The organism is Pseudomonas flavescens, assembly GCF_013408425.1.
GTDB lineage: Bacteria > Pseudomonadota > Gammaproteobacteria > Pseudomonadales > Pseudomonadaceae > Aquipseudomonas > Aquipseudomonas fulva_A.
This window is the reverse complement of sequence record NZ_JACBYV010000001.1, coordinates 2,875,856-2,892,214: the sequence shown is the minus strand read 5'-3', so window position 1 is coordinate 2,892,214 and position 16,359 is coordinate 2,875,856. Positions and strand designations below refer to the sequence as shown.

The 16,359-nt window shown below is 64.5% G+C and carries 5 protein-coding genes; all 5 read right to left on the bottom strand.

Going from position 1 to position 16,359, the window contains the following annotated elements:
- Window positions 1–83 precede the first annotated feature (83 nt).
- From FHR27_RS12930 to FHR27_RS12910, 5 genes are read right to left on the bottom strand one after another with little or no spacing between them, the layout of a single operon-like run.
- Entirely contained in the window at window positions 84–2,234 is a 2,151-nt protein-coding gene (locus tag FHR27_RS12930; protein WP_042551926.1) for an HlyD family efflux transporter periplasmic adaptor subunit, read from the bottom strand.
- Complete coding sequence (locus FHR27_RS12925) at window positions 2,235–3,590, bottom strand: efflux RND transporter periplasmic adaptor subunit (RefSeq protein ID WP_179538748.1); 1,356 nt, start codon at window positions 3,588–3,590, stop codon at window positions 2,235–2,237.
- Window positions 3,587–4,357, bottom strand: a complete 771-nt coding sequence (locus FHR27_RS12920) for an efflux RND transporter periplasmic adaptor subunit (protein ID WP_052493736.1) — start codon at window positions 4,355–4,357, stop codon at window positions 3,587–3,589. Before FHR27_RS12920 ends, FHR27_RS12925 begins: the two co-directional genes overlap by 4 nt.
- A complete protein-coding gene (locus FHR27_RS12915) occupies window positions 4,347–6,053 on the bottom strand; it encodes a TolC family protein (protein ID WP_179538747.1) in 1,707 nt (568 codons plus the stop codon). Before FHR27_RS12915 ends, FHR27_RS12920 begins: the two co-directional genes overlap by 11 nt.
- A 23-nt stretch (window positions 6,054–6,076) precedes the next feature.
- Window positions 6,077–16,351: a beta-propeller fold lactonase family protein gene (locus FHR27_RS12910; RefSeq protein ID WP_179538746.1), complete on the bottom strand. Its 10,275-nt coding sequence runs from the start codon at window positions 16,349–16,351 to the stop codon at window positions 6,077–6,079.
- Window positions 16,352–16,359: the final 8 nt, after the last annotated feature.

The window sequence follows — 16,359 nt, the reverse complement described above, 5'->3', positions numbered from 1 at the left end:
CGGTGCAAGATTCTCAATGAGGCCGATGATGGCGAGAACCCGGGTGCAGGGCAATCTGCGGATCATTAAGAACGCTTAACCGTTCAAAACGCCGATTCACGTATCAGAATAGTCAGCACGCGGCGCCACGCCTGCATCAGCGGGCTGCGGGCATCACCACTGATCGAGGCATTGCCACGCAGGGTGATCGGCATCGCTTCGCTGTGGTTGTCCAGAGGGCGCAGTTGCACACGATACAGCGCCTGTTCGGGAACCGGTACACGCTGCTCATCGAGTTGCGCCGCCAGCGCGCCCTGATAAACCGACGCCAGTTCCGGGGCAGAGGTGAGCTGGCGTACTGCGGTCTGGCCAATGTCCTCGACCTGCAGCAGGCGGCGCGGGCGCCCCGGATCTTCTGGCAGGAACCAGGCCTGAGCGCCGACCTGCAGGCGCTCGCGATCCGCCTCGCCGACGAACGCTTCGACCCGTTCGCTGCCTGCATTGGCGACCGTGCCCAGCCATTCGCCTGCAGGCAACCATTCACCTGCGGCCAGCGGAGCGGCGCTATCGACCAGCACGCCATCGAACGGTGCCTTGACCTGCAGTTGCGCCATTCGCTCCTGCAGGGCAAGACGCCGCTCGAGCGCCACCTGTAATTCTTCCCGGGCGATCGACTGGCGGGCGGATCCTTCACTGGCGCGAACCTGCAGGCTGCTTTGCTGGCGCAGTTGCTCGATTTCTCGCTCGAGGCCTTGCAGGTCGTGCTGCAGCTGCGCCGAGTGCAGGCGAAACAGCGTTTGCCCAGCACGTACGGGTTCCCCCGGCTGCACCTCTATACGCTCCAGCCTGGCGCCCGCCGGGGTGAGCAGAATCGCCTGTCGTTCTGCGCGTAACAGGGCTGGCGCCTCGATTCGGCTGCGCCACGGCCAGGCCAGCAGAAAGAGTGCGACCAGCAATACGCTGGCGCAGATCAGGGTGTTGCGGTTCATGCGGTAGTCCTTGCGGCGTTGGTGCCAGTGGCGCAGCTCGCCGATGATCGGGCGGAGAATGAAATGCACGATCTCGACGATGAACAGCAGCACGCCGAGCAGCTTGAAGGCGAAGTGATAGACCAGCAGGGCGATGCCCAGAAACAGGAAGAAGCGGTACACCCAGGTGGCGAATGCGTAGCCCAGCAACACGCGCCGCAGCGCCGGTGCGAAGTGTTCGGGAGGCGCATCGCCGAAGCCGAACAGGGTTTCGCGCATGCGCCAGCGGGCGAGGGCGAAGGCGCGCTCCTGCAGGTTGGGTACGTCGAGCAGGTCGGAGAACAGGAAGTAGCCGTCGAAGCGCATCAGCGGATTGAGATTCACCGCGAGGGTGAGTATCCAGGTGGTACTGGCCAGCATGAATGCCGCGCTGCGCAGCATGCCATCCGGTAGAAAGCTCCAGGCCAGTGTCGCCCAGGCGGCCAGACACAGTTCCACGCCCATGCCGGCAGCGCCGATGGCCATCCGTTGACGTCGTGAGGTGAGCCGCCAGGCGCCGCTGGCGTCGGTGTAGAGCACCGGCCACAGGACCAGAAAGGCCACGCCCATGGTCGGCACTCGGCAGCCATAGCGTTTGCAGGTGTAGGCATGTCCGAATTCGTGGAGCACCTTGGTCAGGCTCAGCGTTACGGCTGCCAGCAGCGCGCCTTCCAGGCTGAAGAAATGCAGGAAGGTGTGTAAGAAACTGTCCCACTGGCGCGCCGCCAGATACAGGCCAAGCACTGCTGCCGTGAGCGTGGCCAGTGCGAAGCTGCGGCTGAACAGCGGGGCGACGTGGCGATAGCTGCGCGACAGGAAGCGATCCGGACGAAGCAGCGGAATGCGGATCGACAGGTAGTTGCTCAGCAGCCAGGCGCTCCAACCGCTGCTCTTGCCCGCTTCGCCGCGTTTGCGCAGATCGGCCAGGGCTGCGTCACCACTGACTTCGACCAGTTGCATGCTGCGCAGGAACTGGCTGAAGGCGTCGACGTCCTCACGGCTCAGGGCCAGTGTGGTTTCCCGGTTAATTGCTTCGGCGATTGCCTGGGCACTGCCCATCTGCCAGCGGGCGAGAATTTCCGCTTCGGCCCAGCCGATCCGGTAGAAACGCCCGCGGGCAGCGTCTTCGAGTGTCCAGCTTGGCGCGCCGTCTCGCGAGCGAGGGCCTGGGTGTAGGCGCAGGGTCCGGCGCAGATCGGGCAGGCGTGGTGCGCGATTCGTGGAGGGCAGAGCGAGCGGTGCGTTCATCTACCAGCCCAGGTGGACGCGCAGCGCTGCCAGGGGGCGGCGCAGCAGGTAGTGAATCAGCAAGGTACGTTCGCCATATAGCTTGGCCGTGCCCTTGAGGCCGACGCGCAGGCGCGGGTCGGCCTCGCTGAAGCCCGCTTGCAGGCGGTAAGCCATGCTGCCGTCCGCACTCGCTGAGGCACGATAGCCATAGCGCTCGAGGCTGGCGGGGAGGGGGCTGCCCGGTTGGCTGTTGAGAAACAGCAGCACCTCGGCACCCGGCTCCAGGGCGATGGCATCGGCCACCGGTAGCTGGATTTCCAGGCGCGCGTCGTGGGGATCGGCGACCTGCATGATGCGCTCGCCGAGGCTGACCGGCCGGCCGATCCAGTCACTGGGGTCGTCGAAGATCGCCACCCCATCACGGGGGGCCAGAATCAGGCTGCGCTGCAGGTTGTCTTCGATGAAGGCCAGGTCGGCGCGGGCCTGGTCGCGACGGGTGATCAGTTCGGCCAGGGCGGCCTTGGCACGCTCGTCGAACAGTGCCTGCTGGCGCGTCTGGCGCAACTGGGCGTCGGCCGCCGCGAAGGTTTGCCGGGACGATTCCAGTCGGCTTTCCAGCTCGCGCTTGTCCAGCTGTACCAGCGCATCGCCGTTCTTCACCTCCTGGTTGGGTTGCACCAGAATGCGTTCGACCACCGCCTGCAGCGGGGCACGCAGCACCGCCGGGTTGCGCGGCATGATTTCGGCCGGGGCCAGTACCGTCTGATGCACCGGCAGCAGCGCGGTCGACAGTGCCAGGGCGCAGGCGACCAGCGCGATCCGCCGTGGTCGCTTGCGCAAGCGATTGACCAACGAGCGCTTCTTGCCGCCCATGAGGCTGGCCCAGGCATGCCCGTAGGCGTCCAGCAGTAGCTCCAGCAGCGCCCGTTCCGGACGTGCCAGCGCGGGTTCGCGGCTCAGCAGCAGGCTGCCGAGCACCTGGCCGTCGCGGTCTTTCAGAGGCAGGCGCAGCAGGCGGGGCGCCAGGTATTCCGACCATCCGGCCTGCAGAGCAGCGGGGGCATCGGCGGTGCTCAGATCACGCAACTCGGCCGCCCGGGGCTGGCTATCCCAGCCCGAACAGAGGCGGCCCAGAAACAGCATCAGGGGAGCATTGGCCTCTACCTGGGCGAGCCCGGAGCAGGCGCTGATACGTCCCTTGTCGGCATCCCACAGAAAGGCTTCCTGATAGTCGAGTAGCTGGCGCGTATCGTTGACCATCAGGAAACCGAGGCCGGCCACGTCGTTCTGGGCGCGGGCGCGACGCTCGAGTTGCAGCAACAGCGCCATGCGCTCGGCGCGTTTGTCAGGCAGGGTGGTGACACTGGCGTTCATGAGCCATCTGCCGGCGGTTGCAGCAGCGCGACGCCGCTCATTCCCGGGAGCAGACCCGCGTTGTCGCCGGTGATGCGCGCGAATACCTTGAGCGATTGGCTGAGTGGGTCGATGGCCGCGCCGAGCCGTTCGATCTGCGCGGGGTAGCGTTGCCCGGTTTCGTCCAGTTTGACCTCGAACTCGACGCCGGGCTTGAGCCAGGTCATCCAGGTCGAGGGGGCGATCAGTTCCAGCTGGTAGGCGCTGTCGTCATAGATCGCCAGTAACTCGGTGCCTTCGGCGACGTGCTGGAAGCGCTGTGCCATGCGTTGCGAAACACGTCCGGCAAAGGGCGCATCCAGATTGCAGCGCTTCAGCATGGCGCGGCCCACGCCGCTTTCCGCCTGGGCCACGGCCATGTCGGCCTGGGCCTGGGCGACCTCGGCCTGGCTGATGGATTCCAGGGCATCGAGGCGCTTGGCGACGTCGAGCTTCTTCTGCGCACCGCGCTGCACCGCTTCACTGCGGTTGAGTTGCGCGCGCTGCACCGAACAATCGAAGGCGGCCAGGCGCTGGCCTTCCTTGAAACGATCACCTTCCTTGACGGCCAACTCGGTGAGCTTGCCGCTGAGCTCGCTGGACAGCACCGTCTGACGGACCGGGCTGAGCTGCACACGCAGCTCGTTGCTCGTTTCATCGGCATGGGCGAGGTTGGCTGCCGTGGCGACCAGTATCGCCAGGACGGAGGGCCAGAAGCGTTCCGTGGCGCGCGGCTGATCAGCGGCCATTGGCCTGCTCCACCGGAACCAGCTCGGCGCCCCGCAACGAGCCGAGGCTTTCCCACATATCCAGGCGCAGGGTCTTGGCGGGTGGCTGTGCACGCTGGGCTACCAGTGGCGCGCTCGTTGCCGCAGCCGTCACCAGCGGCGTGGAGGTAGCGTAATGAACCTGTTGCGTGGCGGCGATGCCGGCCGGCACGGCACCCTGGCCCTGGTTGAGGCGCATGGAGTTGCCTGCGATGGCGCGGGTCAGCTCATCGACGCTGCTGCCAGCGATGCGTTCGGGCAGCGGATCGAGGCCGGCGGCCTGGTAGACGGCGCCGTGAGCGACCTGCAGTTCGGCGAAGGCGCGGTCGCGGGTACGGGTCGCCAGTACCGTTTCGGTTGCCGTGCGTACGCGCTCCAGTCGGCTCTGCGCCTGGCTGGAGAAGGCGCTTTCACTCTGCCGCAAGATGCCGCGTTGCACCTGCTGCAGTTCATTGGAACGGGCGAACACCTGGCTGGAACGCTCGTACTCGCGCCAGGCCACGTTGACCTGGGTTAGCACCGCCATGCGCATGGCCTGGCGGCGCAGCTCGGCGACCTGCAGGCGGGTTTCACCGGTTTTCTTGATGGCCGGGTAAGCCAGGACGTTGAACAGGTTCCAGCTCACCTGCATGCCGGCGTCGGCCCAGTTGTCGTTGACCAGATAGCTGTTGCTGTCGTAGTTGGCGCCGACGAACAGGTTGGCTCCCGGCAGCAGCTTGAGCATCGCGGCTCTGGTTTCCAGCACGGCATTGCGTGCCTGATAGCTCTCGCTGCGAATCTCCGGGCGCTCCGTCATGGCGGTCACTTCGAGATCCGCCAGGTTGTAGGCCAGGGCCGGTTGGGTGTAGCTCGATTCGTCCGGCAGAACCAGGCTGAAGGTCGTCGCCGGCGGCAGATTCATCAGGCTGGCTAGGCGCGCCTTGGACACCGCCAGTTCACCTTCCACCACTTCGAGCTGGCGGATCATTTCCAGCAGGCTCTTCTGGTAGCGCAGCGATTCCAGGGGCGCAACGAGGCGCTGGCGCTCGGTCTGCCGGGCCTGGTCCAGAGCGCCGCGGGCATCACTCAAGGCGCGTTGCACCTCCGGCTGCAGGCGCTCGGCGCTGGCGGCCTGCCAATAGGCGTCACGAACCTGCTGAACGATATCGGCGACCACCTTGCGGCGCGCCTCTTCGGCGGCCAGTACCTTGTTGGCCTGGGCCTTGGCGCTGAAGTAGCTGACCCCGAAGTCGAGTACGTTCCACGACAGGCGCAGGTTGGCGTCGCGGCTGGAACGGTCGCTGCTGGTCGACGGCTCCAGGGATTGCCGCCCGGTGGTGACCGATTCGCTGGATGAACCGGCGACATTGTCGCGTCCCTTCCACCCGGCACTGGCCGCCAGTTGAGGCAGCAGGCTGAGGTTGGCGACGCTCAGGCTGTTGTCTTCCAGGGCGCGCTGCATCAGGCCCAGGCGCTGTTGCAGGTTGTACTTCACGGCGCGGGCCATGGCTTCGTCCAGGCTGATGGCGCGCGTCACCGGCTCCTGATCGTCGAACATCGCGCTGCGATCTTTCTGCGCGTCGGCCAGTTGCTGCTCGGGTGTCAGCTCTTGCGGGGTGACCGCGCAGGCACTCAGGCCCAGCGCGGCACAGGCGATGGCCAGACGCAGGGTGGAACGGTCGAAGGTTTTGCGGTTCATTGATCGATGATCCTTGGCAGTGTTCAGGCGATATGGCGTGTGGTGACAGCGACCGGCTCCCCAGCCAGGTCGCTCAATTGCTCGAGCAGCTCGAGCGCTTCGCTGAGCAACGCGCTCGAGGTGTCCTGGCGTATCCGCTCCGGCAGCGACTCTGCTGCGGGAGCGGGTTGCTGCAGCGCTTCACTGGTGCTTTGCGCCGCCGCGCCCTCGGCACGAATGTCCATGGGCGTACGCTGTTCGTGGCCCTCGCCATCGCGGCTGATCAGGGTCAGGCGCAGCACGCCATCGCGCTGCAGGCGCTCACGATCGATGCGCAGCTCCCCGCTGCGCGCATCGAACGATGCCCAGCTCGGCAGCGGCAGGCCGTTGGCCAGGGTGATGCGCTGCGGTGCACTGCCATCGGGCAATTCCCCGGGCAGTTCGAGGGTGATGCTGCGGGCACCGCCCGAGCTCAGGTCTACGCTTGCGCTCAGGCGCGAGCCCTCGACGCTGAAGCTGCCTGCGCTGTTCTGGTGGCCCGTATCGGTGAGCACCGTGTCGGCGTTGGCCAGTTGCTGGCTCAGCGAACCGCGTCCGTCGGCCAGGCCGTTACCGCTGCTGCGCAGCAGGCTTTGCACCGTTGGTGCCGGTTGCGCGGAGGTAGGCGCTTCGGCCGGGGTGTTGGCCGTTACATCGCTGGCTCCGAACAGAGGGGCGTTCAGGGCCTGGCCGCCGAAGCTGGCAGTTGGCGTCGTGTTCGCCTGCTGCGCGAAGCCGGTGTTCAGCTCCGGCAGGGCGGCTTCGCCCGTGTCTTGTACCGGGGGCAGGGCCACCGCCAGGGTTAGCGTGCGAGAAACCGTCGCGCCATGTGGGTCGGTGGCGGTGATGGTAATCGAATGATTGCCCGCCACATCCGGCGCGGTGCCAGACAGGGTGCGGGTGGCCGCGTCATAGCTCAGCCACTCGGGCAGCTCGAGTTCCCAGGTCAGGTCGCTGTCATTGGCGTCGCTGAACAGATTTTGCGGCAGGGTAACGCTGTAGCTTTCCCCGGGAGCTGTTCTGTCCAGGCTGTAATCGCTACCAGCGACCGGCGCGGAGTTGCTGACGTTCAGCGTCAGCTCCAGCGAGACGGCGCCGCCGCTCGGGTCTCTGGCCGTGACCACCACGCTGTGCTCACCCATTACGGTCGTGTTGCCGGAGATGACGTGGGTGGTCGGGTTGAAGCTCAGCCCCGCAGGTAGACCCGTCACCGTCCAGGTCAGGCTGTCGCCTTCGGGATCGCTGAACAGGTTGGCCGGCAGCGTGATGCTGTAGGCCTGACCGGCCTTGGCCTGGTTCAATGCGTAGTCGCGGTGCGCGTCGTTGATCAAGGGCGCCTGGTTCGGCGCCAGCAGGGTGACGTCGACACTGCGCGCCTGGCTGTTCACGGCACCATCATTGAGCACGATGCTGACAGCGTGGCTGCCTGGCACAGCCGAGGTGCTGGTGTAGGTCACCTGGCGCAGCAGTGCGGTGGCTTCGCTCTGGGTCACGCCAACGCCAAAGCTCAGTACCGCTCTATTGCCGTTCTGCGTCAGTGTTGCGACGTCTACATCACCACGCACAATGCGCTCGCCATCGAGATGGTAGGTGCCATTGTTGAGAAAGCCGAACTGATCGCCGCTCTGGCCGCTGATGGTGACGCTGGCGCCCTGGTAATCATTGGCGGCATCCAGTTCGGCATCGTTCAGGGTCAGCGCTGGGAACAGCACGACAGGTGCGCCGTTGACCTCGACGGTAGGGCCTGGCACCGCAGGTGCATTGAGCACCAGCAGTTTGCTGCCGGTGACGATAACGCCGCCATCGGCCGACACCGAGATATGGCTGGTCCCTTGCAAGCCGTTCTGCGAGGAGTCGAGCTTCTCCAGGGTAATGGCCGAGTAGTACGCCACCGAGCCGTCGGCACGGATGACGAACAGGGCCTTGCCGTCGCTGGAGACGGCGATGTCTTCGACCGTCGGGGTGTCGTTGAGGGTGCCCTGGTGGGTGAGGGCGCCGGTGGCGGGGTCGAGACGGAAGGCGTCGATCTGCTGCGGGTGGTCATGGATGATGGTGGTTACCGGCGTGCCATCCCCGCCACCGCCTTCAGTCGTGGTGGTGCGGCTGTTGGCGATGATAATGGTACGGCCATCGGCGCTGACGGCGATGTGCTGAACGCGGTCCAGGGTGATGGTCTTGCCGGTGGCGTCGGTTTCGCCTGAGTGGATATGGCCCAGTGAGCTGAGGCCACCGTTGGCATCACGCTTGTAGACGAGCAGGGTCGAGCCATTGCTGGGGTGCGTGACGACGAACACCAGCTCGCCTCTGACGACGATTTCCTGTGGATCCCACAGGTAAGGCGCGCTGGTCATGGAGCCTTCGAGGGTGGTGGCCAGGCTGATTGCACCCGTTACCGGGTCGCGGTTGTACACGTACAGGTTGGTGGTGTGGATCAGGTACAGGTTCTTGCCATCGTCGGACAGGGCGAGGCCCTTGATATTCCACAGCGACTCGGAGAATGAACCCTGCACCTGCAAGGTGCCGTCGGTGCCGATAGTGAACCAGGCGATGGTGTTGGCGTTGCCGTCGACCTTCAGCACGTACAGGCTGTTGCCGTCGGCGCTGAGTTGCAGGCTTACGACCTCCTGTTGGCCTGGGAGGGTTTGCACATGGGTCAGTTCGCCCGTTTCGGTATTGCGGCTGAACAGCGCGATGTTGCCTTGGCTGTCGGCCACGTAGACGCGGCTGCCATCGCTGGACACCACGCTGGTGGTGGGTGTCGAAAGGCCGGGAATGTTGGTCAGGTCTTGCAGGCGTTCGAGGTCGCCCAGCGACAGGATCGGGTCATCGTTGATGGCTGGCGCGTCGTTGACGGCGGTAATCGCGATGTTCAGGTCTTGCGCGGTTGACGCCAGGCCGCGCTGGTCGGCCAGCTTGATGCTCACCTCGACCCTGGCGGGCGGTGCGTCGCTGCTGTTGGCGTAGGTGACCTGGCGCAGCGTGTTCTGTACGTCGGCCGTGGTCGGGATGGCGCTGTGGGCATCGGTGAAGGTAATGGTCATCACGCCATCGGCAACGGTTACGCTGCCGATCACCTTGCCATCCTTTTGCAGGGCGTTGCCCGCCAGGGTCAGGCCGTTGCCGGCCTTGAAGCCCAGGCTGTCGGCGGAACTCTTGCCGTCACCCAAGGTGATGGTGAGCGTGGCGCCATCGTAGTTGCCGGCACCGCCATTGAAACGGTCCAGTTGAGTATCGCCAATGCTTGCGCCCGGCGCGATCAGCACCGGTTCCTGCTGCTCGGTGTAGGGTACGGAGCCTGAAATACCGCCCAGCGTGGGTGGCGTGTTGGGCTCAGTGGCGGCGGTAAGGTTCACCACGGCACTTCGCTGTACCACGGTGGTGTCGTTTTCGCGCCAGTCGGCCACGCTTTCCACGATGCTCAGGCTGATGTTGCGTTGACCGCTGCTCTCATTGCCGGTGTGGCCGTAGCTGAGGCTGTCGATGACCTCGGTGGTGGCCGCGGCAGAGCGGGCTACGTAGAGCGTGACCGTGGTGGTCCCGGTGCCGGCGTTGTAGCTGACCATGTACTGGATAGCGCTTCGGCCGACGAATACGCTGCCGTCGATGCTCCGGGCAAGGTCGACCCTGCCGCCGTCCACACCCAGCACGTCGCCTGCGGTTACGCCGGTAATGGTGACGATGACCCGGTGAATGTTCTGGCCCGCCTCGACGGTGTCGATGGTGGTGTTCTCGAACAGTGGCACCCGCTCGCCTTCGGCATTGAAGGTTGGGGTCAGTGCGGTGGTGTCGATGATGGCGGTGTCGTTCACGCCCACCAGGTTGACCTCGAGGGTGCGCTCGTCACTGAAGCCGCTGCCATCGTTGAATGTCAGGTTGAAGGTGGCCTTGCTACCCCCGGCGGTAGGGTCGTCGCTGGCGTTGCGGTAGGCGATGCCGCGCAGCACGTTCTGCGCGTCGGCACGGCTGACGTCGCTGGTGAAGGTCACGGTCAGCGTGCCGTTGGCCGAGGCCAGGGTGGCAAGGCTCATGTTGCCAAGCCAGATGGCGCCGTTCCTGAACTGCAGGCCGCTGCCGTCGAGGAAGTCGAATACGTCATCGGCATTGGCCTGGCCGTCACGGCTTATCACGATGGATGAGCCTTTGTAGTTACCGGCGCCGTTGTTCAGCGCATCCAGTTGCGGGTCGGACAGGGTACCGCCAGGCAGCAGCGCGACGACCTGGTTCAGGGTGGCGGTTTGGGCCGAGCTCACCCCACCCTCGTTGATGCTGACCGAGAAGCTCATTTGCTTGGCCGGCTCGCCAGACAGGTTGTCGTAGGCGATCTGACTCAGGATGTTCTCGGCCTGGGTTTGCGTGGCCTCGCGGGTGAAGGTCAGGGTCAGCGTGCCATTGGCCTGAACGAAGTCGGCGATCACCGTGGTGCCATTCAGAATCTGGCCGTTGACCAGGCTCAGGGCGTTATCTTCCAGGAAGGTGAAGCGATCGGTGCCCTGGGCCCCGCCAGTGCGTTCGATCACGATGCTCGCACCGGCAGTCAATGCGGCGCTGTAGCTGGCGTCCGGAAGCAGGACCGAAGCGTCTGCCGCCTCTACATAGCTCACGCTGGCGGGCTTGAGGTCGAGTACCAGCAGCCCCTCGTTCCAGGAGAACGAACCGGTCACGTAGAGCTGCGTGCCATCGGTGCTGAAGTTGGCGCCACGCAGCTCGGTGCCGTTATCGGCAAGGCGGGTGAGTGCACGTGCGGCGCCCAGCGAGCCGTCGCTGGCACGGGCATGCAGCGTCACCTGTTTTCCGCCGACGACGACCAGGAATTGGCTGTCTGGGCTGACGAGCAGTTGCTTGATCGGCCTCTGCACGTCAACCACGTTGCCGCTGAGGGTCAACTCGCCGCTTGCCGATATCGAAAGGCTGCGCAGGCTTTCATCGTTGTCGATGAGGTACAGCGACCTGCCGTCTGCGGACAGCGCCAGGCGGCTGACGTAATGCTCCTGCCCATTGCCTTGCACATCAGGGCCGCGGGTGAGGGCGCCGTCACTGCCGACCCTGAACACGCTGAGCAGGGTATTGCCGCCGGTGGTGGCGACATACAGGAAGCTGCCGTCGGCAGACATTTGCAGGTCGGTGAAGCTACTGTCGCCCGGTGGCGCGAAGGTACTGCCGGCTACCCAGCCGTCGGCGCCGCGCTGCAACACGGTCACGCCGCTGGAGCTGCTGACGTAGGCGGTGTTTTCGCTGATGTGCAGGTCGTTGACCAAGCCGAGGTCTGCACCGATCGCGCCGAGGGCGGTGAGGGCACCGGTTTCGCTGTCGCGGGCGAACAGGGCGATCCCTTTGTCGGTGATGGCGTACAGCGTAGTACCGTCAGCCGATACCCCCAGGCCGCTGGCGCTGAGCAGGCCGTTCTGGTCGTTCGAATCGAGGCTCGACAGCAGTTGCAGCGTACCGTCCGCGCCACGCTGGAAGACGTGGAGGGTGCTGATCGGTACGTCGGCGAGGGCGTCCGAGTTCCACACGGTAGTGGTACGCACCACATACACCTTGTCGCCTACCTGGATGACGCTCTTGGTACCGTCGTACGGGCTTGGGTAGTCGCTGGAGCTGATGATTTCGGCCACTTCGCCTGCGCCGACTTCGGCGCCCAGGGTCGGGCTTTGGTTAACCGTCACTTGCAGGGTATTGCTGATCTGCAACTGAGCGGTGTCCTGGCCACCGTTGGCGCTCCCGCCGTTGTCCTTGATGCTGGTCAGGGTGACGGTGCGCTCGCCCGTGGTGCCGGTGGCCTTGTCGAGGTTGGCATAGCCCAGCCCGCTGACCAGGGCGCTGGCTTGGGCGCCTGTCAGCCCGGCAGCGCTGGACAACGTCACCGTGGCCGCACCGGTGGTGGTATCGAGGGTCACGGTCCAGGCATGGCCACCGCGGGTGGTGCCGCTACCCGCGACCAAGGCAATGCTGCTGCCATCGATACGCAGGGTTTCGTTGGCGCCATCCTTGAGACCGGAGACGGTGAAGGTGAGGCCGTTGATCAGCTGGCCTTGCTCGGTGGTGGTGATGGCTGCACCGCTGAACAGTGTCACAGCGGCGCGCCCGGCATCCTGGCTGAGGTTGGGACGTGGCGTGGCGCTGGCCTGCGGGGCGTCGTTGATCTGGGTGACGGCCAGGGCCAGGGTGATGCTGTCGGTGCCGCTGGTGAACTGGTCTTTCACGCCCAGGGTGAGGCGGATGCTGGCGCCGGGGTCGGCGCTTGCGTTGGTGTAGGTGATCTGGCGCAGAACGGCGTTGGCGGTGGCGGTGCTGACGTCGGCGGTGAAGACGATGGTCAGCTTGCCGTCGACGTTGCTCAGGCTGGCGATCTTCTGGCCATCGAGGCGGACTTCCTCGCCAACCAAGCTCAGGCCGTTGCTTGCGCTGAGGCCGAAGCTGTCATCGGTATTGGCACGGCCTTCGCGTTGCAGGGTGAGGGTGGCGCCGTTGTAGTTGCCGGTGCCGTTGGCCTGGGCGTCGAACTCGGTGTCGGAGAGGGTCAGGCCACTGGCTGGGGTAGTGGTTTGTTTCTCGGTATAGGGCACGGATATCGCGTCTTCGACGGCGATATGGCCTAGCCCCTTGAAGTTGTAGAAAGACCCGACGTAGACCGACGAACCGTCAGGGGCTATTGCGATCCGTAGGGCACGGTAGTCGCCGTTGGCACCGTTGTACCCCACGGTCTTGACCAGCGTTGGCTTGCCATCGCTGCCGATGCTGTAGATGTGCAGCGCTCCGGTGTTGTTGCCTGCGTAAAGCGTTTTTCCATCGTCAGACAGTTGCAGCCCCCAGACCTGGCTGGCGGAAAGAGCGCTGGGCGTGGTGAGCGTTTTTGCCCTGGTGTCGTAATGGAAGGTCAGGATGCTTCCGGGGGAACCGGTCGAAATGTAGACATAGCCGTCGTCGGAAACCGCGATGGTGCGGACAAAGTTGCCGATATTGCCGGTGTGGCTGGCAACTCTGACCAGTTGCCCATCCGCATTGCGCTCATAAATGACCAGTGAGTTGGTACCGGTTACGAACACGCGGCTCTGGGCGTCTATCGCAATGGCGTAGCCGGTGCCGCCGAAAGTTTGGTCGGTGAAGGTCTCTGCTGTGCCTAGGGTGCCATCCGCGCCGATCGCGTAGGCATAAAGCGTATTGCCTGCGACCGCGTAGATATGGCCGTCAGCCGAGGTGGCCAGGTATTTGACCTGCGTATTTCCGAGCGTCACGCTCTCGCCGGTTGCACTGAGTGTGCCGTCGGCATTCACGGTGAATTTACTCAGGACATAGCCTGTCTGGCCTTCTTTTTGGCCAACCAGATACAGGTACTTGCCGTCGGCGGAATAGGCGGCTGAGGCAGAGACGCGCAGACCATCGACCTCAATGCCATTGCCGTTGTTGCCATCGTTGCTGGCGCCTTGCACGAACCGCTGTAGCTGGGTAAGAGCGCCGGTCGCCGGGTCGCGGCTGTAGACGGTGAGCGTGCTGTTTCCGGTTGGATTCAAGGCGTGTTGAGTCGAGTCATTACCCAATACGATCACGGTTCGACCGTCGTCGGATATTTCAATGCTGTAGACAGATGCGCTGTAGCCGTTGATACGCCCATCCGAGGTGTGGATCAGCCCACTGGTGCCCGGTGAAACGGAGGGCGGGCGGTTATCGGCCTCCGCCTGGCTGATTACACGAAGTACCACGGTGTGTTGGGCGCTAGCGCCGTGTTCGTCGGTAGCGGTCACGACAAGGGCGTAATCATTGACCGCGCTCGGCGCGCCACTGAGCGTGCGGGTCGCCGGGTCGAAACTCAGGCCCGCTGGCAGCCCACTGACGCTCCAGGTCAGGGTGCTGTCGCTGTATAGGGCGTCGGCATCGCCGAACAGCTCGGCGGGCAACTCTTGGCTGTAGCCAGCGGTGCCGACCACCACGGAAGGCAAGGCGGTGATGGCATCTGCACTGACCACCGGCGCGCGGTTGGCGATCTGTTCGACCTCCAGCACCAACGCCAGCTCGGCGCTCTTGCCGTCACTGTCGGTGGCGATGAGGGTCAGGGTGTGCGTGCCTGTTTGCGTCGTGCTGCCGGAGAGGGTGCGTGTCAACGGGTTGAAGTGCAGGCCAGCGGGCAACCCGCTGATCTGCCAGGTCAGCTTGCCACCGTCGGCGTCGGTGAACAGGCCGGCAGGCAGAGTGATTTCATAGGCTGTTTCGCTGGTGGCCTTGGGCGGACGATAGCCATCGGCATTACCGCGTGGGGCGCTATTGGCCCATAGCTGCAACACCTCGGTGTTGCTGGCCAACAGTCCATCGCTGCCCTGCAGGGTCAGGCTGACGAAACTGCCGGCGGTGAGGCTGGCGGCACTGCTGTAGGTGACCTGGTGCAGTACCTGGTTGGCAACGGCCTTGCTCGTGTCGCCAGTGAAACGAACGGTGAGCTTGCCATCGCCTGCCACGCTGAACGTGGCGATGACGTTGCCGTTCAGGGTGATCGAGGTGCCAGACAGCGCCAGCCCGTTTTCATTGGCGAAGCCAAAACTTCCACTCGAAACACTGGCAGCGAGGGTGAAGTCGGTACCGTTGTAGTTACCGTTGCCATTGGCGAGGGCGTCGAAGTTGCTGTCCTTGAGGGTGATGCCAGAGGCGACTTTCGTGGCTTCGCCAATGTTCAGGGTCTGCACGGCGCTGTAGCGGGTGACGCCTTCGCTGGCTGACACCAATACAGAGCGGCCATCGGCGGAAAGCGCGATGTCGCGGATATCGGTTTGGGTGGCGATGCTGCTCAAAAGGTTCAGGGTGCCATTGGCGGCGACCTTGTAAACCATCACACCGCCATCGCGGCTGCTGGCATAGAGCAGGCTGCCGTCACTGTTCAGGGCAATGTCGCTGACACGAGGCAAGGACTGTGTTGCTACCAGCGAAAGCTCATTGCCCGTGGCGTAGACGTCGATGGTGCCGTTGCCTGGGTGAGCGATGTAGAGGTAGCGACCATCCTGGGACACCGTCAGGCTGTAGTCGACCGCGGCGAAGCCGGCGGCGCTGCTGTTGAGGCTGGCCACTTTGGTAAGGGTGCCATTGTCGTTGCGCTGGTAGCTGATCAGCACATGGGCGGTGCCCGAATAAATCACATAGACATGGTTGCCGGAGACGGTGACCGAACCGTTTCGGCTGTTGCTCCCGCCTTCACCCTCGGCACGGGCCAGGAACGTGATGCCGCCGGTTGCGACATCACGGCTGAAGATGGCGACATCGTTGCTGGACGTGCCGACGTACAGGTAGCTGCCGTCTTGCGAAAGCGCCAACCCGCCGGTCGTGCCGCCATTGCTGCTGTTGACCTTGGCGGCATGCTCGATTGCACCGCCGTTGACGTTGAGAACGTAGATGTAATCAGGGTTGTATTCAAACTGGCCGGCGCCCAGGGTATCGATCAGGTAGATCGAGCGGCCATCGGCGCTGATGACCATTTCGGTGGCCGTGTTCATCCCCTCGACGGTGAGGGTTGCGACCAGCGTCAGGCGGCCACTGCTGTCCACCGAGAATGAAGTGATGGCGCCGCTGCCCGCCACGTAGGCGTACTTGCCATCGCTGGAATAAACCACCTCGGTCGCGCCGCCAATGCCCAGTTGCTCGGGGCTGAACGACTCACGGGGTGTGAGCGACTGGTCGTTGACCAGCACCGGTGCGGCATTGATCCGGTTGTCCAGGGTAACGGTCGCGCTGATGTCCAGCCTGGTGCTCTCACCTGTGTCGCTGAGGCTTTGCAGCGTGATGTGGCGATCGCCGGCTTCGACCGTGGTGTCCCGGGCCTGGTACTGCAAGCTGTCGATCAGGGTTTCGATCTGCTCGGGCGTGACAGCGCTTGAGGTCCCTTCGAAGTTCAGGCGGATAGTTGTCGTCGCGCCGCTGACCTCGACGGTGTAGCGATAGCCGTTGGCGTTCGTGAAGCCCGACTGGTTTTCCAGGGCGAGCAGCTGGCCATCGACGTGCAGCCCTTGGTTGGCGCCGCTGGTGTCGAGGGTGACGACGAGCTCCTTGAGCTCTTCATTGTCGGCGGCCAGGGTAACGTCGACGTTCTTGAACAGGTCCACCGGCGGAAAACTGTCGGTGCTGCCGGTAATGGTGATTACGCTGTTCTGCGGCGTCGCCTTGACCCCGGGCGCCTCGGCGGTCGCATCAACCTGGGCAGCCACGTCCGCGGCGGTGGCCACTGCAGCGGCATCCAGAAGGATGCGCGGCTCCAGAGCCAGAGCCCGGAAATAGCGTTGCGAGTGCTTGCGTGTGGTCATGGCAGTCT

Bases quoted from the DNA above. Each gene is read 5' to 3' on its own strand.
- FHR27_RS12930 (WP_042551926.1), bottom strand. From the start codon at position 2,234: ATGAACGCACCGCTCGCTCTGCCCTCCACGAATCGCGCACCACGCCTG.
- FHR27_RS12925 (WP_179538748.1), bottom strand. From the start codon at position 3,590: ATGAACGCCAGTGTCACCACCCTGCCTGACAAACGCGCCGAGCGCATG.
- FHR27_RS12920 (WP_052493736.1), bottom strand. From the start codon at position 4,357: ATGGCCGCTGATCAGCCGCGCGCCACGGAACGCTTCTGGCCCTCCGTC.
- FHR27_RS12915 (WP_179538747.1), bottom strand. From the start codon at position 6,053: ATGAACCGCAAAACCTTCGACCGTTCCACCCTGCGTCTGGCCATCGCC.
- FHR27_RS12910 (WP_179538746.1), bottom strand. From the start codon at position 16,351: ATGACCACACGCAAGCACTCGCAACGCTATTTCCGGGCTCTGGCTCTG.